18 protein-coding genes are annotated in these 20,176 nt (G+C 70.6%); 13 read left to right on the forward strand and 5 right to left on the reverse strand.

The annotated features are described in order from the left end of the window. The 5 genes from ACXJKQ_RS25850 to ACXJKQ_RS25870 form a co-directional block, all read left to right on the forward strand. The coding region (locus tag ACXJKQ_RS25850; RefSeq protein WP_457108539.1) for a glycosyltransferase at positions 1 to 1,049 on the forward strand (1,049 nt) is incomplete at its 5' end. A 330-nt stretch (positions 1,050 to 1,379) separates the two neighbouring features. Further along, on the forward strand, positions 1,380 to 1,733 hold the full coding sequence (locus ACXJKQ_RS25855; protein ID WP_457108540.1) for a phasin: 354 nt from the start codon (positions 1,380 to 1,382) through the stop codon (positions 1,731 to 1,733). Positions 1,734 to 2,101: 368 nt separating this feature from the next. Beyond that, entirely contained in the window at positions 2,102 to 2,491 is a 390-nt protein-coding gene (locus ACXJKQ_RS25860; protein ID WP_457108541.1) for a hypothetical protein, read from the forward strand. Positions 2,492 to 2,631: 140 nt separating this feature from the next. Further along, positions 2,632 to 3,888 (forward strand): N-acetylmuramoyl-L-alanine amidase, encoded by a 1,257-nt coding sequence (locus ACXJKQ_RS25865; RefSeq protein ID WP_457108542.1) that lies wholly within the window; start codon positions 2,632 to 2,634, stop codon positions 3,886 to 3,888. A gap of 169 nt (positions 3,889 to 4,057) precedes the next feature. Further along, a complete protein-coding gene (locus ACXJKQ_RS25870) occupies positions 4,058 to 6,493 on the forward strand; it encodes a penicillin-binding protein 1A (protein ID WP_457108543.1) in 2,436 nt (811 codons plus the stop codon). A 549-nt stretch (positions 6,494 to 7,042) separates the two neighbouring features. On the opposite strand, the gene purQ is transcribed toward ACXJKQ_RS25870, so the two are convergent. The 5 genes from purQ to ACXJKQ_RS25895 form a co-directional block, all read right to left on the reverse strand. Further along, positions 7,043 to 7,723 carry a phosphoribosylformylglycinamidine synthase subunit PurQ gene (gene purQ, locus ACXJKQ_RS25875; protein WP_457108544.1) on the reverse strand — a complete coding sequence of 227 codons (681 nt, stop codon included), beginning with the start codon at positions 7,721 to 7,723 and terminating at the stop codon, positions 7,043 to 7,045. Further along, positions 7,723 to 7,962 (reverse strand): phosphoribosylformylglycinamidine synthase subunit PurS, encoded by a 240-nt coding sequence (purS, locus tag ACXJKQ_RS25880; protein ID WP_457108545.1) that lies wholly within the window; start codon positions 7,960 to 7,962, stop codon positions 7,723 to 7,725. Before purS ends, purQ begins: the two co-directional genes overlap by 1 nt. 168 nt (positions 7,963 to 8,130) lie before the next feature. Beyond that, positions 8,131 to 8,370 (reverse strand): hypothetical protein, encoded by a 240-nt coding sequence (locus tag ACXJKQ_RS25885; protein WP_457108546.1) that lies wholly within the window; start codon positions 8,368 to 8,370, stop codon positions 8,131 to 8,133. 106 nt (positions 8,371 to 8,476) lie between these two features. Then, positions 8,477 to 9,076, reverse strand: coding sequence for an ActR/PrrA/RegA family redox response regulator transcription factor (locus ACXJKQ_RS25890; RefSeq protein ID WP_457108547.1), 600 nt, complete (start codon positions 9,074 to 9,076; stop codon positions 8,477 to 8,479). Positions 9,077 to 9,122: 46 nt separating this feature from the next. After that, complete coding sequence (locus ACXJKQ_RS25895) at positions 9,123 to 10,508, reverse strand: ActS/PrrB/RegB family redox-sensitive histidine kinase (RefSeq protein WP_457108548.1); 1,386 nt, start codon at positions 10,506 to 10,508, stop codon at positions 9,123 to 9,125. Between the two features lie 259 nt (positions 10,509 to 10,767). Between ACXJKQ_RS25895 and ACXJKQ_RS25900 the strand changes: the two genes are divergently transcribed. The 8 genes from ACXJKQ_RS25900 to ACXJKQ_RS25935 form a co-directional block, all read left to right on the forward strand. Then, positions 10,768 to 12,045, forward strand: coding sequence for a polyhydroxyalkanoate depolymerase (locus tag ACXJKQ_RS25900; RefSeq protein ID WP_457108556.1), 1,278 nt, complete (start codon positions 10,768 to 10,770; stop codon positions 12,043 to 12,045). Between the two features lie 572 nt (positions 12,046 to 12,617). Continuing rightward, positions 12,618 to 14,204 (forward strand): ABC transporter substrate-binding protein, encoded by a 1,587-nt coding sequence (locus ACXJKQ_RS25905; protein ID WP_457108549.1) that lies wholly within the window; start codon positions 12,618 to 12,620, stop codon positions 14,202 to 14,204. Between the two features lie 194 nt (positions 14,205 to 14,398). Next, positions 14,399 to 15,340 (forward strand): ABC transporter permease, encoded by a 942-nt coding sequence (locus ACXJKQ_RS25910; RefSeq protein ID WP_457108550.1) that lies wholly within the window; start codon positions 14,399 to 14,401, stop codon positions 15,338 to 15,340. Beyond that, on the forward strand, positions 15,337 to 16,311 hold the full coding sequence (locus ACXJKQ_RS25915) for an ABC transporter permease (RefSeq protein ID WP_457108551.1): 975 nt from the start codon (positions 15,337 to 15,339) through the stop codon (positions 16,309 to 16,311). The genes ACXJKQ_RS25910 and ACXJKQ_RS25915 overlap by 4 nt, the downstream gene beginning before the upstream one ends. Then, complete coding sequence (locus ACXJKQ_RS25920; protein ID WP_457108552.1) at positions 16,311 to 17,321, forward strand: ABC transporter ATP-binding protein; 1,011 nt, start codon at positions 16,311 to 16,313, stop codon at positions 17,319 to 17,321. The genes ACXJKQ_RS25915 and ACXJKQ_RS25920 overlap by 1 nt, the downstream gene beginning before the upstream one ends. Before the next feature lie 223 nt (positions 17,322 to 17,544). Further along, the gene (locus tag ACXJKQ_RS25925; protein WP_457108553.1) at positions 17,545 to 18,549 is read left to right on the forward strand and encodes an ABC transporter ATP-binding protein; all 1,005 of its coding nucleotides are present in this window, start codon (positions 17,545 to 17,547) and stop codon (positions 18,547 to 18,549) included. 133 nt (positions 18,550 to 18,682) lie between these two features. Then, positions 18,683 to 19,822 (forward strand): amidohydrolase/deacetylase family metallohydrolase, encoded by a 1,140-nt coding sequence (locus tag ACXJKQ_RS25930; protein WP_457108554.1) that lies wholly within the window; start codon positions 18,683 to 18,685, stop codon positions 19,820 to 19,822. Between the two features lie 155 nt (positions 19,823 to 19,977). Further along, a partial coding sequence (locus ACXJKQ_RS25935; RefSeq protein ID WP_457108555.1) for an ATP-binding cassette domain-containing protein occupies positions 19,978 to 20,176 on the forward strand: 199 nt, incomplete at its 3' end.

Raw genomic sequence — 20,176 nt, forward strand, 5'->3', positions numbered from 1 at the left:
GGTCTGGCACGCCGGTCTGGCACGCCGCCGCCGCCCGCAGGCTCGCCGGGGCGCTCGCCGCCCTCGCCGCGCCGCCGGACTGCATCCACTTGCATCAATGGACCCGGACCCTGTCGCCCGCGGTCTTCCCGGTCTTATCGGCGACCGGGGCGCCCCTGGTCGTCACCCTGCACGACTACGCCCTGGCCTGCCCGAACGGCGTCTATTACCGGTTCGACCGGGCCGAGCCCTGCGGGCTCACCCCCCTGTCGGCCGCCTGCATCGCGGCGCCCTGCGACCCGCGCAGCCGGGTGCACAAGCTCGTGCGCGTCGCCCGCGCTGCGGCGCTGCGGCAGGTGATCCGGCAGCGCCCGCTCCACGTCGTCCATGTGTGCGATGCCAGCCGGCGACGGCTGGGAGACCTGCTCGGCGGCTACAGGGTCACGCACCACCGGGTCGACAACCCGATCCGGCTTCCGGCGGGACCGGCCGCAGAGCCGGCCCGCGGCGACGCGATCGCCTACGTGGGGCGCCTGACCCGGGAGAAGGGCGCCGACCTCGTGGCCGACGCCGCCCGGGCCGCCGGGCTCCCCGCCCTGTTCATCGGCGCCGGCCCCCTGGAGGCGGAGCTGCGCGCCCGGGACGGGGTGGAGGTGGTCGGCTGGCAGAGGCCCGAGGCGGTCTGGGATACGCTGCGCGCCCGCGCCCGGGCGCTGGCCGCCCCGTCGCGCTGGTACGAGACCGGGCCGCTGACGGTCTACGAGGCTCTGGCGGCCGGGATCCCCGTGGTGGCCTCCGACCGCTCCGGGGCCGCCGAGAAGGTCCGGCCCGGCCGAAGCGGCTTCGTGGTCCCCCCGGAGATCGGGCCGCTGGCCGCGGCCTTCACGGCCCTGCGGGACGACGCCCTCACTGGGGCGCTCGGGGCTGAGGCCCGCCGGCTGTCCCATGCGACGCCCCTGGGCCTGGAGGCCCACACGGCCGCGCTCCGCGCGCTCTATGCTGGCCTGGCCGGATCCACTGCTGGTGCGATGCAGCATCCCGAATCACGGCTCGGACTGCACCGGTCCTGAGCCGGCTCGAATCCTGGTGGTGCCGAAAGCATTCACGATCCGTTCGTATCTCTCTGGACAGGGAGATAGTTTTTTGCAAAGCGATGCTCCGCCGGATTGAGCAATCTTGGCCGATTGAATGAAGGGCATCGCTCGATCGCGAGCTGCCATCGCGGCCGGACGGCGATCCGAGGACTTGCGAGACCATCGGATCGGCACTTTATCGACCCTGGCTCCGCCGGGCGCGGTCCCGGAACCTGCACTTGACTTCTTGTTGCAGTGCAACATATAGAGGCGCGTCAACGCGGACGCATCCGGCGTCCCGCTCCAAGGTTGATGCTGGAGACATCGATGCAGACCCCGAATTTCGAGATCCCGACCGAGATGCGCGACTTCGCCGAGAAGAGCGTCGATCAGGCCCGGACCGCCGTCGGCACCATGATGGCGAACGCCGTGAAGGTCGCCGAGCAAGCGCAGACCTCCGGCCAGACCTTCCAGTCGACGCTCAGCGCCGCGGTCGCGAAGGGTTTCGACCACGCCCAGGCCAATGCCAACGCGACCTTCGACTTCGCCCAGAAGCTGGTGCGCACGAAGGACCTCCGCGAGGCGTTCGAGCTGCAGTCCGAGTTCGTCCGCAGCCAGTTCGCCGCGCTCCAGGCCCAGGCCAAGGATTACGGCGCCCTCGCCCAGAACGCCGCCCGCTAAGGCCGGCCGAATCGTCCCCGATCCGTGATCGGGGACCCGTTCCGGGATCCGGCCCGCCGCTCGGCGCCGGCCGGATCCCAAGATACCAAGTTCCCAAGATCCGACGCCCGGGCGTCACGGGTCCGACGCCGACGGCGCGGATGGGCCGGCCGCGCACGACCTTCCGGCCGCCGCTCCGCCAGGATGGGCTGAAGCCGACAGGAGGAGACCGCGCGATGGGAAAGCCGCGTCGACCGAGAGGGAGCCGTTCCACCTGGGCGCCCAAGCCGCCGCAGGATGCGGACACACCGGCCCCGGACGAGACTCAGATCGCCGAATCGCCACTTCCGGCTGCGCCCGTCACGGTCGCGGCTGATGAGCCCGCGTCGGTGCCGGACGTAGACACGGACCTGGACGCGCTGCAGCCCGAACCCGCCCCGGAATTGATCGAGGCCGCCGCAGCACCGGCGGCTGAGGACGCCCCCGGGACCGACCTCGTCCCGGCTCCCGTGCCGGTGGCCGCCAGCGCCGCCGTCCTGAACAACGGCGCCTTCGCCCCCGGGCGCATCGACGTCGTCGCGATCGGCTCGACCATCGCCCGCTACGTGCGCGGCGAGGGCGAGGCGGCCTTCGCGCACCTGCGGGCGCTCTCGGGGGCGCGCTCGCCGGCCGATCTGATCCGCCTGCAGGTCGGCGAGGCCCAGCGCGCCGCCGACGCCTCCCTGACCTGCTGGGTCACGGTGATCGGCCAGGCGAGCCGCAGCGTCGCGTTCCGCTGAGGCGGCCGCGCCGCAGATCCGGTCCGGGCTTGTCGCATCCCGGCAACAACGGCGGCCGGATCGAACCGGCGACGGCAACCGCCCGTTAACCAAGTCGGTCCCATGCCTTAACGGAGGGCACGGGAAACGACACCGGACCGATGCCGAACTGCGCGCGCCTGATCCGTACCGCATGGCTTCGCCTCGCCGTGGCGCTTCTGCCGGCCCTGGCGGGGACGCCGGTTGTCGCGCAGAACGGCGAGAAGCCCGCCGTCGCGATCGGGGCCGACCTCGCGAGCCAGGCCGGCACCACGCGCCTGACCCTGATCCTGTCCCGCGCGGTCGAGGCCCGCGGCTTCGTGATGGAGCGGCCGGACCGGGCGGTGATCGACCTGCCCGAGGTCAACTTCCAGCTCGATTCAGGCACCGGCAGCCGCCGCGACGGTCTCGTCCAATCCTTCCGCTACGGCCTGTTCGCCCCCGGCCGCTCGCGCATCGTGATCGACCTCACCGCGCCCGCCACGGTCGGCCGGATCGAGTCGGTGACGCGGCCCCGCGACGGCGCGGTCCTTCTGACGATCCCCCTCCAGCGCGCCGACCGGGACGGGTTCCGCAAGGCCGCGGCGGCGGCCGATCCCGCCCCCGCCCAGGCCCGCAGCGCGCCGCCCGAGGGCACCGACCAGCGTCCGCTGATCATGGTCGATGCCGGGCATGGCGGCACCGATCCCGGCGCCATCGCGGTGGTCGGCGTGTTCGAGAAGGACATCGTGTTCGGCTTCGCGCAAACGCTGGTCGGGAAGCTTGAGGCGGGCGGCCGCTACCGGGTCCGGATGACCCGCGACCGGGACGTGTTCGTGCCGCTTGCCGAGCGGGTGCGCCTCGCCCGCGAGGCCAAGGCCGACCTGTTCGTGTCGATCCACGCCGATTCGATCTCGGCGGCCCCCCAGGTGCGCGGCGCCACGATCTACACCAATTCCGAGCGGGCCACGGACGCCGAATCCGCCAAGCTCGCCGAGCGCGAGAACCGGGCCGACGCCGCCGCGGGCGTCGACGCCGCCGAGGCGCCGCCGGACATCGCCGACATCCTCCAGGAGCTGACCCTGCGGGAGACCCGCGGCTTCTCGTCGGGCTTCGCCCGGACCCTGATGGGTCAACTCGGCCCCGTGATGGAGATGAGCGCCAAGCCCCATCGCGAGGCGCGCTTCGTGGTGCTGCGCTCCCCCGACGTGCCGAGCGTGCTGGTGGAACTCGGCTATCTCTCCAGCAAGCGCGACCTGGAGATGCTGCAATCGCCGGAGTGGCGGGCGGGCGTCACCGGCTCCATGGCCAAGGCGATCGACCTGTTCTTCACCAACCGGGCCACCTTGAGCCGGCCGACGCTGCCGCGCCGCTCGGCCGCCGCCGCAGTTTCACCATAGATAGAGTGTCGATACGGGACGTCCGAACGCCCCGTCGCACCGCCGTCGAACCGGCATTCCGAAGGGGCCTGACGGGAGCATCCGGGGGCCGACCGCACAGAGAGCGGACGCACGCGCCGGATGAGCCGATTCCGGCATTCGGCCGGGCCAGCGACGAGCGGAACACCGGATGCGTCTGATCCTTCGTTTCTTCGGGATCCTGTTCAGCGCCGGCGCGGTGCTGTTCGTGGTCGGCGCGGTGGTGGGCGGCTACTTCTACTGGAAGTACAGCCAGGACCTGCCCGACCACGCCGCGCTCTCGAATTACGAGCCGCCGGTGATGACCCGCGTCCACGCGGCCGACGGCTCGATGCTCGCCGAGTATGCCCGCGAGCGCCGGCTCTATCTGCCGATCCAGGCGATGCCGAAGATCGTGGTGGCCGCGTTCCTGTCGGCCGAGGACAAGAACTTCTACAAGCACGGCGGCATCGATCCCGAGGGGATCGTGCGCGCCTTCCTGACCAACGCCAAGTCGGGCAAGCGCCAGGGCGCCTCGACCATCACCCAGCAGGTCGCCAAGAACTTCCTGCTCTCGGCGGAGCAGACCTACGACCGCAAGATCAAGGAGGCGCTGCTCGCCCTGCGGATCGAGGCGGCCTACTCCAAGGACAAGATCCTGGAGCTGTACCTCAACGAGATCTTTCTCGGCACCATCGTCCCGGGTCGCAACCTGCACGGCGTGGCGGCCGCGGCGCTCGACTATTTCGGCAAGTCGGTCCACGAGCTGACCATCAACGAGGCGGCCTACCTCGCCGCCCTGCCGAAGGGGCCGAACAACTACCACCCCTACCGCAAGACCCAGGCGGCGCTGGACCGCCGCAACGAGATCATCCGCCTGATGGCGGAGAACGGCTACATCACCAAGGAGGAGGCGGAATCCGCCAAGAAGATGCCGCTCGGGGTCAACCCGCGGGTCGCCTTCCCGAATGCCGCCAACGCCAACTACTTCACCGAGGAGGTCCGCCGCGAGATCTCCGAGCGCTACGGCGAGAAGAAGCTCTACGAGGGCGGCCTCTCGGTGCGCGCCACCCTCGACCCGAAGATGCAGGGCTGGGCGCGCAAGGCGCTGGTCGACGGCCTCGTGCGCTACGATCAGGCCCATGGCTGGCGCGGTCCGGTCACCAAGGTCGACCTGACCGGGCGCGACTGGGGCATGGCGGCGGCCGAGGTTCCGGCCCTCGGGGACGTGGCGCCCTGGCGGCTCGCCGTGGTGCTGGGCAACGGCGGCGGCGGCGTACAGATCGGCCTCCAGCCCAAGCGCGAGGCGTCCGGCCAGGTGGGCAAGGACCGCGAGACCGGCGTAATCACCCCCGAGGGCATGCGCTGGGCCGGCCGCGCGAACCTCCAGGCCGGCGACATGGTCTATGTCGAGGCGATGGATGGCGGCCGCGGCCAGTACCGGCTGCGGCAGAAGCCCGAGGTCTCCGGCGCCATCGTGGCGATGGATCCGAACACGGGCCGCGTCCACGCCATGGTCGGCGGCTTCTCGTACGACGAATCCGAGTTCAACCGCGCCACCCAGGCGATGCGTCAGCCCGGCTCCTCGTTCAAGCCGATCGTCTACTCGGCGGCGCTCGACAACGGCTACACGCCCGCCTCGATCGTGCAGGATTCGCCGATCACCATCGAGGCCGGCCCCGGCCAGGAAGCCTGGACGCCTTCGAACTACGACGGCAAGTCCGGCGGCCCGCACACCCTGCGCTACGGCATCGAGCACTCGAAGAACCTGATGACCGTGCGGCTCGCCAAGGATGTCGGCATGCCGCTCATCGCCGAGTACGCCCGCCGCTTCGGTGTCTACGACGACATGCTGCCGGTGCTGCCGATGTCGCTCGGCGCCGGCGAGACCACGGTGATGCGCATGGTCACCGCCTACTCGATGCTGGCCAATGGCGGCCGGCGCATCCGCCCGACGCTGATCGACCGGATCCAGGACCGCACCGGCGAGACGATCTACCGGCACGACAACCGCAAGTGCATCGGCTGCGACGCCGAGAAGTGGTCCGGCCAGGACGAGCCGAAGCTGGTGGACGATTCCGAGCAGGTGCTCGATCCGCTCACAGCCTACCAGATGGTCTCGATCATGGAGGGCGTGGTCCAGCGCGGCACGGCCACGATCCTGAAGCAGATCGGCAAGCCGCTCGCCGGCAAGACCGGCACGACGAACGACGCCAAGGACGCGTGGTTCGTGGGCTTCTCGCCGGATCTGGCGGTCGGCATCTATCTCGGCTTCGACAAGCCGCGCTCGCTGGGTGATCGCGCCACCGGCGGCGGCCTGGCGGCGCCGATCGCCCTCGAGTTCCTCAAGACGGCCCTCAAGGACAAGCCGCCGACGCCGTTCCGCGTGCCCCCGGGGATCAAGCTGATCCGTGTCAACCTCGCCAGCGGCACCCGGGCGGGCTCCGGCGAGGGTGCCGGGACGATCCTGGAGGCGTTCAAGCCCGGCACCGCGCCGCCGGATTCCTACTCGGCGCCGTCTTCTGGCGGAGGCGGCGGCCAGGCGGCCGCACCCGCGGCGGTCCCGCCCGATCCCGACCGGGCCGCGCAGGCCGGCGGCCTGTACTGACGGCGCGACGGCGGGACGGAACGCCCGCCGTCGGCCGGTCCCGCGCCGAGCGGACCACGGGGCCGGGCCTGCGTGTCTCTTCCCCCCGGCTGCGATAATCGCCTGCGGGCTGCGGATGGTCAGGCGTCGTCGGGCCGATGGCTCACCTCGGGGCGATCCCGGCCTGCGCGGGTGACCACAAGTCTCGTTGGCAAATCTAGCGAGCAAGTCTCGCGGGCAAGTGTCGCGGGATCTGCGTTCGGCGATCGCAGATCCCGCGGGGACAGACGGCGCCGCAACACGCGGATCCCGCACTAGCCCCACGTCTCCGGCCCCTCGTTGACGGAATCAGGGAGCGCATCAGGGGCCTATGACGCTGCCGCGCGCCGCCACCGTCCCCGGTCTCGGCACAGAAAAAAGCCGCCCCGGATGGAGCGGCTCGAGAAGTCATCAGGGAGGCATCAAAACAGAGCGGACGGGTCCGTCCAACTCGAAATCCAGATCACTGGATGACTCTTTATGCCTTGGAAACCTTAACACACAGTTAATACTGGTCTTCGCGCGACAAGCTTATGCGGCCAGACTGTCGAACAGGCCGCGCCCGTCGGTCCCGCCGACCAGATCTTCGACGAAATTCTCCGGATGCGGCATCATCCCGAGCACGGTGCCGGTTTCCGAGAGGACGCCCGCGATGGCGTTCAGCGAGCCGTTGCGGTTGGCCTCGACGGTGACGGCGCCAGCCGCGTCGCAGTACCGGAAGGCCACCCGGCCCTCGCCCTCGATCCGCGCCAGGGTGTCGGGGTCGGCGAAATAATTGCCTTCCCCGTGGGCGACGCAGACGTCGATGACCTGACCCTGGGTGTATGCGCTCGTGAAGCGGGTGTCGGTGCGCTCGACCCGCAGCGTCTGCCGGTGGCAGATGAAGCGCCGGTTGACGTTGCGCATCAGCACGCCGGGCAGCAGGCCGGATTCGCACAGGATCTGGAAGCCGTTGCAGATGCCAAGTACGAGCCCGCCGCGCGCCGCGTGGGCGCGCACCGCGTCCATGGCGGCGGCCCGCCCGGCGATGGCGCCGCAACGCAGATAGTCGCCGTACGAGAAGCCGCCGGGCAGGACGGCGAGGTCGGTCCCGGCCGGCAGGTCGTGGTCCGCGTGCCAGACCAAGCTCACCTGCGCGCCGGACTGCCGCAGCGCCCGGACGACGTCCGACTCGCGGTTGGAACCCGGGAAGACGACGACCGCGGCGCGCATCAGAGGATCTCGATCGCGTAGTTCTCGACGACGGTGTTGGCCAGCAGCTTCTCGCAGGCCGCGCGCAGGGTCGCCTCGGCGGCGGCGCCGTCGACCGCCGACACCTCGATGTCGAAGACCTTGCCCTGCCGGACGCCGTCGACGCCCTCGATGCCGAGGGACCTGAGCGCGGCCTCGATCGCCTTGCCCTGCGGGTCCAGCACACCGGTCTTCAGGGTGACGATGATACGGGCTTTCATGGATCTTCCGGTCTCGCACATGTCCGGGACGGAGGCGTGACCTGCAACATCGTCACACGGACCGCCGCGGGCCGCTTCTAGCAGGAAGGTCGCCGAACTGTCGAACGCATCGCGACCGTTCGGCCGTCCGATGCACCGTGGCGGACCTCCCCGTGGTGAGGCGCCCGTTCAGCGACGGGCGGCGGGCGCGGGGCTGCGCAGCGGTTCGATGCTGGTCGCCCGGCGCCAGAGCTGGAGCATGATCCAGGCCGCGAACAGGCTGAAGACCCCCATCAGGACGTGTCCCACCCGCTCGCCGAGATCGAGCAGGCCCGCCAAGGCCCAACCGGCCGCGATGGCGACAGCGAACACCTCGGTGCCCACGAGGACCATCATGCTGAGGATGGTGATGGCGTTGCGCCCGTTCACGAGATCCGCCCTCGAAAAAAGATCGAGCCCCGGGCCGGACAGCCCGAGGCCCGCGCAACTAGCCCGGACCGGCCGGGCGATGCAACCGACCCGGCCGGTGACCGGATCAGCGCGGCGCGCGCTTCGCCAGGATCCGCTGCAGGGTCCGCCGGTGCATGTTGAGGCGCCGGGCGGTCTCGCTGACGTTGCGGCTGCACAGCTCGTAGACCCGCTGGATGTGCTCCCAGCGGACCCGGTCCGCCGACATCGGGTTCTCCGGCGGGTCGGCCCGCTCGCCGGGCTGGGCCATCAGCGTGCCGTGGATCTCGTCGGCATCGGCGGGCTTGGCGAGGTAGTCGAAGGCTCCGAGCTTCACCGCGGTCACGGCGGTGGCGATGTTGCCGTAGCCGGTCAGGATCACCCCCCGGGCCTCGGGACGGCGCTCCTTGAGGCGGGCGATGACGTCGAGGCCGTTGCCGTCGCCGAGGCGCATGTCGATCACCGCGAAGGCGGGCGCGCGGGCCTCGACGGCCGAGACGCCGTCGGCGACGCTGTCGGCCACCTGCACGTGGTAGCCGCGGCTCTCCATGGCGCGGGCGAGACGGGTCTGGAAGGGCTTGTCGTCGTCGACGATCAGGAGGCTGCGGTCGGAGAAGGCGGCCAGCGGATCGGCATCGTTGAGCACGGCGGGGTCTGTTACCGTCGCGGTCCCGGGCTGCGTGAGCATCCGGCACTCCTTTCGGGGTTTCGTCGTCGGGTTCTTGCTCTGTGCGTCATATAGGTACGGCATCGCCCGGTGGCAGGGGGGCGCGGATACTGAGTTCTGGAGAATGTCGCGGCGCAGCGCCGCGCTCGAAGATGTGGCGCGCCCAGGAGACGCGCACGATCGCCCCGTGGGCCTCGGGGGCCGCGACGTTCATCAGGGCGAGCTGCGCGCCCGAGCGCTCGATCAGGGTCTTGGCGATGAACAGGCCGAGGCCGAGGCCGGCGCCCACGGTCTCGCCGGATTGCGGCCGGTCGTGGCCGCGGGTCGTGACGTAGGGTTCGCCCGCCCGCAGCAGCACCTCGCTGGAGAAGCCCGGCCCGTCGTCGCGGATCTCGATCCAGACCCGCTCCGGGGTCCAGCGTCCCTCCACGGAGACCCGGGCCTCGGCGAAGTCCACGGCGTTGTCGAGGATGTTGGCGAGCCCGAACATCACGCCGGGATTGCGGCGCCAGGCGGGTTCCGGCCCCTCGCCGGAGCTGGAGATGTCCAGCGCGGCGCCCAGCGCCCGCTGGGGCGCCACCAGCTCTTCCACGAGGTGGCTGAACGTGACCGTCTCCAGGAAGCCGACGCCGTCCCCGTCGAGGGAGGTGAGCTTGCCGAGGATGCCGCGGCAGCGGTCGACCTGCTCGCGCAGCAGGTTGAGATCCTCGGCCACCGCCGGGGAGGCCGTCGGCCCGAGCTGGCGGACCAGCTCCTTGGTCACCACCATGATCGTGCCCAGCGGCGTGCCCAATTCGTGGGCAGCCGCGGCGGCCAGCCCGTCGAGCTGCGACAGGTGCTGCTCGCGGGCGAGCACCAGTTCGGTGGCGGCGAGCGCCTGGGCGAGGAGCCGGGTCTCCTCGGCCACCCGCCACGCGTAGACCCCCGTGAAGGCGGTGCCGAGCAGGATCGCGGTCCAGACGCCGGAGACGTACAGGAACGGCAGCTCGATCCGGCCGTCGGCGAACCAGGGCAGGGGCCGGTGCACCAGGGCGAGGAGGGTCGCGAGCCCCACCGCCAGGAGGCCCAGCGCCAGCGTCCGCTCGGGGGGCAGGGCGGTGGCGGAGATCAGCACGGGGGCGAGGAACAGCAGCGAGAACGGGTTCTGGAGCCCGCCCGTGAGGAACAGGAGGGCGGCGAGCTGCACGATGTCGAAGGCGAGCAGCAGGGCCGCGGAATCGTCGCTCAGCCGGTAGCTCGCCGGGAAGCGGATCCGCAGGGCGAGGTTCAGCCAGGACGAGGTGGCGATCACCAGGAAGCACCAGCCGAAGGGAAGGGGCAGGCCGAGGCCGAACTGTGCGCCGACCACGGCGGCGCTCTGGCCGGTGATGGCGAGCCAGCGCAGGCGGACGAAGGTGTCGAGCCGCAGGTGGCGGGCGTCGCGGCCGAGGCCGCTGAGATCGGTGTCGGGCATGCGTCGTTTCGGTGCGTCGCCAGACGGTTCCGCCGGCCCGGCTTCTCGCGGATCGCCCTCGCATGACGCGGAGGCGGGGATCCCGGCAAGCCGGCCGGGACGAAGCGTCGCTGGCCAACGTGGTCACAGGCAAGTCGCCGCGGCTTCGGGATGTTCCACCGGCGTTCAGGGTGGAGCATTATCCTACCGATTCGGTTTGCAGAGGGTCATGGGCCGCATGGCTCGAGGCCGGCGGCCGGACCGAGACCGCGAGGTGACGATGCTGCTGGCCTACTCGATGTACGAGGGTGCCCGCGCCCTGATGGCGCCCGCCCGCGTTGCCGCCGACCTCACCCGGTACGGGCTGCAGATGCCGGGCAATCCCCTGGCCTACGGCCCCTATGCCCGCGCGGTGAGCGCCGGTTGCGAGATGTTCGAGCGCGTCACCCGCCAGTACGGCAAGCCCGCCTTCGGCTTCACCGAGACGGTCGTGGACGGCACCCCCGTCCCCGTCACCGAGCGGGTCGTCTGGGAGCGGCCGTTCTGCCGCGTGGTCGCCTTCGACCGTTCCTTCCCGACGCCGACCGCGGAGCCGCAGCCGAAGCTGCTGATCGTCGCGCCCATGTCGGGGCACTACGCGACGCTCCTGCGCGGCACCGTCGAGGCGATGCTGCCGAACCACCGGGTGTTCATCACCGACTGGACCGATGCCCGGATGGTGCCGCTCTTCGCGGGCCGGTTCGATCTCGAAGACTACATCGACTACCTGCAGGAGATCTTCGCCGTCCTGGGGCCGGACCTGCACGTCATGGCCGTGTGCCAGCCGGCGGTCCCGGTCTTCGCCGCGGTGGCGCTGATGGAGGCGGCCGACGAGCCGGCGGTGCCGACCTCGATGACCCTGATGGGCGGCCCGATCGACACCCGCCGCTCGCCCACGGCGGTGAACTGCCTCGCCCAGGAGCGGGGCCAGGCGTGGTTCGAGCAGAACACGATCAGCCTCGTGCCGCCGATCTACCCGGGGGCGTGGCGCCGGGTCTATCCCGGCTTCCTGCAGCTGTCGGGCTTCATGGCGATGAACCTCGACCGCCACGTCACCGCCCATTCGGACATGTTCGACCACCTCGTGACGGGCGACGGCGACTCGGCCGAGAAGCACCGGGACTTCTACGACGAGTACCTTGCGGTGATGGATCTCACCGCCGAGTACTACCTCCAGACCGTGCAGACCGTGTTCGTCGACCACGCCCTGCCGCAGGGCCGGATGCACCACCGGGGCATGCCGGTGGATCTCGGGGCGATCCGCCGCTGCGCGATCCTCGCGGTCGAGGGCGAGAACGACGACATCTCCGGCGTCGGCCAGACCAAGGCCGCCCTCGACCTGACGCCGAACCTGCCCGATGCGCGCAAGGCCTACCATCTCCAGGCCGGCGTCGGCCATTACGGCGTGTTCAACGGCTCCCGCTACCGGGCGGTGATCGCGCCCCGGATCGCGGCCTTCATCCGCGCCATGCAGGCCGTGCCCGGCGCGCGGGGCGGGCATCTGCGGCAGGTCGGCTGAGGCGGCAGGTCGGCTGAAGCGGCCCCGTCCGGGATATCCGGATGCCGTCCTGCGACGGGCACGACGGCCGCTCTCGGCCGGAGAGGGGCGGGACAGGAACGCGACGCGTCAGGATCAGGCGCGCCCGCGACGCGCGTTCAGGTCGCGTCCTCCTCGGAGGTCGCAAAGCCCTCACCCCGTCCCTGTCCCTGAAGAGAGGGCACCCGCGCCTCTCGCAAGTGCCGGGCAGGGGCCGGCAGATGCCGGGCTCGCCGCGCGCAGGCCGCAAACGCCCGTCCTTCGTGGAGCCCGCCGCTCGCAGGCGCGGTGCAGTCCCCCTGCTCCTGAATACAAAACGCAGTGACGGCCGAGCTGGCGCGGAGCTTGCGTGACGCGGCCCGTGAACCCGATCCGCGTCAACACCGCCCGTCGCCTCGCCGACGCCGCCCCGCCGCTGGCGGCCGCGCGGGCGCCGGCCCGTGCCGCGTTGTCACGCCGGGCCATTGCATCGCTGCTTAAGAACCGTTCAAACTCGCCCGCAAGGTGTGGGCCGGCGCTTCGGGCCTGAGACCCGCACCGCCAGGGAGATCACGATGGACCGCAGGACCTTCCTCAAGGGCTCGGCTGCACTCGGGCTGGCCGCACCGCAGATCGCGATGCCGGCGATCGCCCAGGGCACCAAGGTGCTGCGCTTCGTGCCCCAGGCGAACCTCGCCAATTTCGATCCGATCTGGGGCACCCAGTACGTGGTGCGCAACGCCGGCACCCTCGTCTGGGACATGCTGTACGGCGTCGACGACCAGTTGAAGCCGCAGCGCCAGATGGTCGAGTCCGAGGAGGTCTCGGGCGACAAGCTGACCTGGACCTTCCGGCTGCGGCCCGGCCTGAAGTGGCATGACGGCGAGCCGGTGCAGGCCAAGGACATCGTGGCGAGCCTCACCCGCTGGATGGCCCGCGACCCGATCGGCATCATGATCCGCGGCGTCCAGGACGACCTCGCGGCGACCGACGACCGGACCTTCCGGTGGCGCCTCAAGAAGCCGTTCCCGAAGCTGCTCTACGCGTTGGGCAAGACCAACGCCCCGATGGCGCTGATGATGCCGGAGCGGATCGCCAAGACCGACCCGTTCACGCAGATCACCGAGTATGTCGGCTCGGGTCCGATGAAGTTCGTCCGCAACGAGTGGGTGCCGGGCGCCCGGGCGGTGTTCGAGACCTTTGCCGACTACAAGCCCCGCGACGAGCCGAATTCCTGGCTGGCGGGCGGCAAGCGCATGCTGGTCGACCGGGTCGAATGGGTGATCATGCCGGATGCTGCCACCGCCTCGGCGGCGTTGCAGAACGGCGAGGTCGACTGGTGGGAGAATCCGATCTCCGACCTCGTCCCGCTCCTGCGCAAGAACGGCAACCTCAAGGTCGACATCGCCGACCCGCTGGGCAACATCGGCGCGTTCCGGATGAACCACCTGCACCCGCCCTTCGACAACCCGAAGATCCGCCAGGCGGTCATGGCCGCGATGAGCCAGGAGGATTACATGCGGGCGATCGTCGGCGACGACGACAGTCTCTGGAAGAAGCTGCCGGGCTTCTTCACCCCGGGCACGGCGCTCTACAGCGAGGCGGGCGGGGGCAATGTCGGCAAGGGCGACATCAAGCTCGGCCAGAAGCTGCTCAAGGAAGCCGGCTACAAGGGCGAGCCCGTCACCTGCATCGTGGCGCAGGACCAGCCGATCACCAAGGCGCAGGGCGACATCACCGCCGACCTGCTGAAGCAGATGGGCTTCAACGTCGATTTCGTCGCCACCGACTGGGGCACCACCGGCACCCGCCGAACCTCCAAGGCGCCGCCGTCGCAGGGCGGCTGGAACATGTTCCACACCTGGCATGCGGGCGCCGACACCATCAATCCGGCGGGCTACCCGGCGGTGCGGGCCAACGGCGACAAGGCGTGGTTCGGCTGGCCGGACATCCCGCCGGTGGAGACCGCCATCGCCGAGTGGTTCGACGCCGCCGACCCGGCCTCCGAGAAGGCCGCCATCGACAAGGTCAACGCCGCCGCCTGCGAGGGCGTGGTCTACGTGCCCACCGGGTTCTTCCTCGGCTACCAGGCGTGGCGCAAGAACGTCTCGGGCATCGTGAAGGGGCCGATCCCGTTCACCTGGGGCGTGTCGAAGGCGTGACTGAGCCCGATCTGGCCCGCTCTGAAAGCGCGACGCGCGCCCTCTCCCGTTCGGGAGAGGGTTGGGGTGAGGGATGCGACCCTTCCGGAACGTTCTCGACCCTCACCCTGTCCCTCTCCCGAACGGGAGAGGGAACCCGCGCCGCAGCCGGTGACGGTTCGGGGCTCTGCAAGCCGGCACGCTAGCGAGGACCCATGCTCGGCTACATCGGCAGGCGCATCCTCGCCACCATCCCGGTCATGGCGGTGGTCGGGCTGTTCGTCTTCAGCCTCCTCTACTTCGCCCCCGGCGACCCGGCCGCGATCATCGCGGGCGACCAGGCGACGCCCGACGACGTCGCCCGCATCCGCGCCTCGCTCGGGCTCGACCGGCCCTTCGTGGTGCGGTTCGGGGAATGGTCCTGGCAGATCCTGCACGGGGACCTCGGGACCTCGATCTTCACCAACCTGCCGGTCACCACCATGATCGGCCAGCGGGTGCAGCCGACCGTCTCGCTGATGCTCGTCACCCTGGTCTTCGCCATCGTGGTGGCGGTGCCGCTCGGCGTCGTCGCCGCCTGGAAGGCCGGCAGCCTGATCGACCGCCTCGTCATGGGGCTCGCCGTGATGGGCTTCTCGGTGCCGGTCTTCGTGGTCGGCTACATCCTGGCCTACGTCTTCGCCCTCGAACTCGGCTGGCTGCCCGTGCAGGGCTACACGCCGATCGAGCAGGGGCTGTGGCCCTGGCTGTCCAACCTGATCCTGCCGGCGGTGACGCTCGGCCTCGTCTACATCGCGCTGATCGCCCGGGTGACCCGGGCGACCATGCTCGACGTGCTGCAGCAGGACTACGTCCGCACCGCCCGGGCCAAGGGCCTGTCGCAGGGGCCGGTCCTGTTCGTCCACGCCCTCAAGAACGCCGCGGTGCCGATCGTCACCGTGATCGGCATCGGCATCGCCCTGCTGATCGGCGGCGCGGTGGTGACCGAGACGGTCTTCGCGATCCCCGGCCTCGGGCGCCTCACCGTCGATGCGATCCTGCGGCGCGACTATCCCGTGATCCAGGGCGTCGTGCTGCTGTTCAGCTTCGTCTACGTGCTGGTGAACCTCGCCATCGACCTCTTCTATACCGTGCTCGACCCGAGGATCCGCTATTGACCGCGACCGTCGCGCCCTTCCCCGACAGCGGCCGCCCCACCGGCCTCCCGCCCGAAGGGACCGCCCCCAAGGCCCCGCCGCCGCCGGGCCTCGCCGTCGCTGCGCCGCTGCCGGACGTCATCCCGGTACGCCGGCGCCGGGGGCCGGTCTGGACCTACATGCGCCGCAACCCGACCATCGTGGTCGGCGGCGTCCTGCTCCTCGTCGTGTTCCTGATGGCGGCCCTGGCGCCGTACCTCGGCACCGTCGATCCGACCGCCCTGGCGCCGGCCAAGCGGACCCGGGTTCCGTCCGCGCAGTACTGGTTCGGCACCGACATGCTCGGCCGCGACGTCTACTCGCGGGTGGTCTACGGCGCCCGGGTCTCGCTGCTCGTCGGCTTCTCGGTGGCGTTCCTGGCCTCGATCGCCGGCCTCGCGGTCGGCCTCGTCTCCGGCATGGTGCGCTGGCTCGACGGGATCGTCATGCGGGTCGTCGACGGCATGATGTCGATCCCGCCGATCCTGCTCGCCATCGCGCTGATGGCGCTCACCCGCGGCTCGGTCCAGAACGTGATCATCGCGATCACCATCGCGGAGATCCCGCGCGTCGCCCGCCTCGTGCGCGGCGTGGTCCTGTCCCTGCGCGAGCAGCCCTACGTGGAGGCGGCGGTGACCACGGGCACGCGGATGCCGGCGATCATCTGGCGCCACATCCTGCCCAACACCCTGGCGCCCATGACCGTGCAGGCGACCTATATCTGCGCCTCCGCGATGATCACCGAGGCGATCCTGTCGTTCATCGGCGCGGGCGTGCCGCCCTCGACACCCTCCTGGGGCAACATCATGGCCGAGGGCCGGGCGCTCTGGCAGGTGAAGTTCTACATCATCCTGTTCCCGGCCATCTTCCTCTCGATGACGGTGCTCGCCGTGAACCTCGTCGGCGACGGCCTGCGCGACGCCCTCGATCCCCGCATGGCGAAGGACGTGTGATGAGCAGCGGCGTGAGCGGCGCACCTCTCCTGTCGATCGAGAACCTGCAGGTCCATTTCCGCACCCCCGACGGGGTGAACCGGGCGGTGGACGGGGTCTCGTTCGCGATCCAGTCCGGCGAGACCCTGGCGATCGTCGGCGAATCCGGCTGCGGCAAGTCGGTGACCTCGATGTCGATCCTGCGGCTCCTGCCCGAGCCGCCGGCCCGCATCGCCGGGGCCATCCGATTCGAGGGCAAGAACCTCCTCGACCTGCCGAACAGCGCCATGCGCAAGATCCGCGGCAACGACATCAGCGTGATCTTCCAGGAGCCGATGACCAGCCTGAACCCGGTGCTGACCGTGGGCCGTCAGATCGGCGAGACCCTGCGCCTGCATCAGGGTCTCGGCCGCCGGGAAGCCGAGGAGCGGGCCGTGGAGATGCTGACCCTCGTCGGCATCCCCGAGCCCCGGCGCCGGGTGCGGGAATACCCCCACCAGCTCTCCGGCGGCATGCGCCAGCGGGTGATGATCGCCATCGCCCTCGCCTGCTCGCCGAAGCTCCTGATCGCCGACGAGCCGACCACGGCCCTCGACGTAACCATCCAGGCTCAGATCCTCGACCTGATGCGCGACCTGAAGGCCCGGGTCGGCGCCGCGATCATGCTGATCACCCACGATCTCGGCGTGGTGGCCGAGGTCGCCGACCGGGTGGTGGTGATGTATGCCGGCCGCAAGGTCGAGGAGGCGCCGGTCCGCGACCTGTTCCGGGCGCCGCGCCATCCCTATACCCGCGGCCTGATGGGGGCGGTGCCGAAGCTCGGCGCCGTCGAGCACGGGGCCGACGCGCGGCTCGCCGAGATCCCCGGCATGGTCCCGAGCCTCAAGACCCGGATCGAGGGCTGCGTCTTCGCCGGGCGCTGCCCGGACGTCACCGACCTGTGCCGCGCCTACGCGCCGGCCCTGGAGCCGAAGGCGCCAGGCCATCTCGCCGCCTGCCACTACGCGCCGAAGGATGCGCTGGCGGCATGATGGTCTTGAAACCGACAGGCGAGCGGTCGCCCATCTTCAGCCGGTCCGGGCGGAGCGCGGGTCCCCTCTCCACCCAAGTCGGGCTTGCCCGACTTGGGCTCCTCGGTGCGGATCTTGAGCAGGCCCGAGATCCGTCGGGAGAGGGGGCTTGTTGCGCCCTTCATCGGCCGATGCCTGACCATCATGCCTCGCACACGGCAGCGTGCGACCGGGAGATCCGCCCATGAACCCGGCCGGCCGCACCCTGCTGGAGGTCAACGACCTCAAGAAGCACTTCTCCCTCGGCGGCGGCCTGTTCGGCCGATCCAAGCGCGTGCTCAAGGCGGTGGACGGCCTGTCCTTCACCGTGGCCCGGGGCGAGACCCTGTCGCTCGTCGGCGAATCCGGCTGCGGCAAGTCCACGGTCGCCAAGGCGCTGATGCGCCTCTACGCGCCCACCGCCGGTCAGGTGGTGCTCGACGGGAAACGCATCGACGATCTCTCCGCGGGCGCGCTCCGGCCCCTGCGGCGCCACATCCAGATGGTGTTCCAGGACCCGTTCTCGTCCCTCAACCCGCGGATGCGGGTGCGGGGGATCCTGGCCGAGCCGATCCGCAATTTCGGGCTCGCCCGGAGCGGTGCCGACCTCGAGGCGAAGCTCGTCTCGCTGATGGAGCGGGTCGGCCTGCCGCAGGAGGCGCTGGGGCGCTTCCCGCACGAGTTCTCGGGGGGCCAGCGCCAGCGCATCGGCATCGCCCGGGCGCTCGCCGCCGAGCCGGACCTGATCATCTGCGACGAGGCGGTCTCGGCGCTCGACGTCTCGGTGAAGGCGCAGATCGTCAACCTGCTGCGGGATCTCCAGCGCGAACTCGACCTCGCGATGCTGTTCATCTCCCACGACCTCGCCATCGTCGAGCACATGACCCATCGGGTGGCGGTGATGTATCTCGGCAAGATCGTCGAGATCGGGCCGCGGCGCGACCTCTTCCTGGCGCCCAAGCACCCCTACACCCACGCCCTCCTCTCGGCGGTGCCGATTCCCGAGCCCGGGGCCGGGCGCACCCGGATCGTGCTCAAGGGCGACGTGCCGAGCCCGATCAACCCGCCCTCCGGCTGCCGCTTCCACACCCGCTGCCCGCACGCCTTCGACCGCTGCCGGACCGAGGTGCCCGGGCTCGACGCCGTGGGCGCCGGCCATTTCGCCGCCTGCCACCTCAACGACGCGGCCGCGCCGGCCCAGGCGGCCTGACGGTGCCGTCTTTGCGAGCGGCGCGAAGCAACCCAGGGCAGCGCGCGATTCCCGAGCGTGGCGCATCCCTGGGTCGCTTCGCTGCGCTCGCGATGACGGTTGCGCTTTTCGCGATAGATATCCGGAGACGAGCGTGCAGCACGACCTCATCCTGAAGGGCGCACGGGTCATCGACCCGTCGCAGAACCACGACGGGATCTGCGACGTCGCCTTCGCGGACGGCCGCGTCTCGGGTTTCGGCCGCGACCTGCCGGCCGGCCCCGCCACGCAGGTGCGGGACATGGCCGGCGCCATCGTCACGCCCGGCCTGATCGACCTGCACACCCACGTCTACTGGGGCGGCACCTCGCTCGGCATCGACGCCGACGAATTCTGCCGGACCTCGGGCGTGACCACCTCGGTCGACACCGGCAGCGCCGGCCCCGGGAATTTTGCCGGCTTCCGCAGCCACGTGATCGAGCGCTCGGAAGCGCGGATCCTCGCCTACCTGCACGTCTCGTTCGCCGGAATCTTCGGCTTCTCGAAGACCATCATGGTCGGCGAGAGCGAGGATCCGCGGCTCATGGCCCCCCGGGAGGCAGTCGAGGTCGCCGAGGCCAACCGGGACGTGATCGTCGGCATCAAGGTCCGGGTCGGGCGCCACGCCTCGGGCGATCAGGGCACCGCGCCCCTCGACATCGCCCTTCAGGTGGCGGAGGAAACCGGCCTGCCGCTGATGGCCCATATCGACGAGCCGCCGCCGAGCTACGAGCAGGTCCTCGCCATGCTGCGCCCCGGCGACGTCCTGACCCACGCGTTCCGGCCGTTCCCCAATTCCCCGGTGACCGCGCAGGGCGCCGTGAAGCCGGCGCTCCGCGAGGCGCGGGCGCGGGGCGTGCTGTTCGACATCGGCCACGGCAAGGGCTCGTTCGCCTTCAGGACCGCGCGGGCCATGCTGGCGGGGGGCTTCCTGCCGGACACGATCTCGTCGGACGTGCACCAGCTCTGCATCGAGGGACCCGCCTTCGACCAGGTCACCACGATGTCGAAGATGCTCTGCCTCGGCATGAGCCTCACCGAGGTCATCGCCGCCTCCACGGTGAACGCCGCCGTGGCGTTGAAGCGCATGGAGTACGGGAGCCTGAAGGTCGGGGCGCTGGGCGATGCCATCGTGCTGGCGGTGCGGGACGGTGCCTTCGACTACGTCGATACGCGGGGCGAGCACATGACCGGCGCCCAGCGGATCACCGCCGAGGGCGTGGTGCTGAAGGGCCGGTGGTGGCACCCGGCCTGACCGGTCGGGCCTGACGATCGGGACGAAGATCCTATCGCATACGAAATCTCGACCTTTACAGCCTCTTCCGCTCGTCGATACACTTTCCCGTGAGGGCCGGACCATCTCCGGCCGTCAGCGACACGCGGCCGAAGCCGCGGCGCGAGGGAGGATGGATGGACACGGGTCAGCCTCTTCTGGAGGTGGACGGCGTCACGCTCCGCTACAAGACGCCCGACCACCTCGTCACGGCCACCTACCGGGTGAGCTTCCGGGTCTGGCCCGGGGACCGGTTCGTGCTGCTCGGGCCGTCGGGCTGCGGGAAGTCGACGCTGCTGAAGGCGGTGGGCGGCTACATGGCGCCGACGGAGGGGG

The sequence above is a fragment of the Methylobacterium sp. P5_C11 genome (assembly GCF_054049775.1).

Coding starts and splice junctions, on each gene's coding strand:
- ACXJKQ_RS25900 (WP_457108556.1), top strand. CDS start 10,768: ATGCTGCTGGCCTACTCGATGTACGAGGGTGCCCGCGCCCTGATGGCG.
- ACXJKQ_RS25905 (WP_457108549.1), top strand. CDS start 12,618: ATGGACCGCAGGACCTTCCTCAAGGGCTCGGCTGCACTCGGGCTGGCC.
- purQ (WP_457108544.1), bottom strand. CDS start 7,723: ATGCGCGCCGCGGTCGTCGTCTTCCCGGGTTCCAACCGCGAGTCGGAC.
- ACXJKQ_RS25855 (WP_457108540.1), top strand. CDS start 1,380: ATGCAGACCCCGAATTTCGAGATCCCGACCGAGATGCGCGACTTCGCC.
- ACXJKQ_RS25890 (WP_457108547.1), bottom strand. CDS start 9,076: ATGCTCACGCAGCCCGGGACCGCGACGGTAACAGACCCCGCCGTGCTC.
- ACXJKQ_RS25895 (WP_457108548.1), bottom strand. CDS start 10,508: ATGCCCGACACCGATCTCAGCGGCCTCGGCCGCGACGCCCGCCACCTG.
- ACXJKQ_RS25920 (WP_457108552.1), top strand. CDS start 16,311: ATGAGCAGCGGCGTGAGCGGCGCACCTCTCCTGTCGATCGAGAACCTG.
- ACXJKQ_RS25870 (WP_457108543.1), top strand. CDS start 4,058: ATGCGTCTGATCCTTCGTTTCTTCGGGATCCTGTTCAGCGCCGGCGCG.
- ACXJKQ_RS25865 (WP_457108542.1), top strand. CDS start 2,632: ATGCCGAACTGCGCGCGCCTGATCCGTACCGCATGGCTTCGCCTCGCC.
- ACXJKQ_RS25910 (WP_457108550.1), top strand. CDS start 14,399: ATGCTCGGCTACATCGGCAGGCGCATCCTCGCCACCATCCCGGTCATG.
- ACXJKQ_RS25925 (WP_457108553.1), top strand. CDS start 17,545: ATGAACCCGGCCGGCCGCACCCTGCTGGAGGTCAACGACCTCAAGAAG.
- purS (WP_457108545.1), bottom strand. CDS start 7,962: ATGAAAGCCCGTATCATCGTCACCCTGAAGACCGGTGTGCTGGACCCG.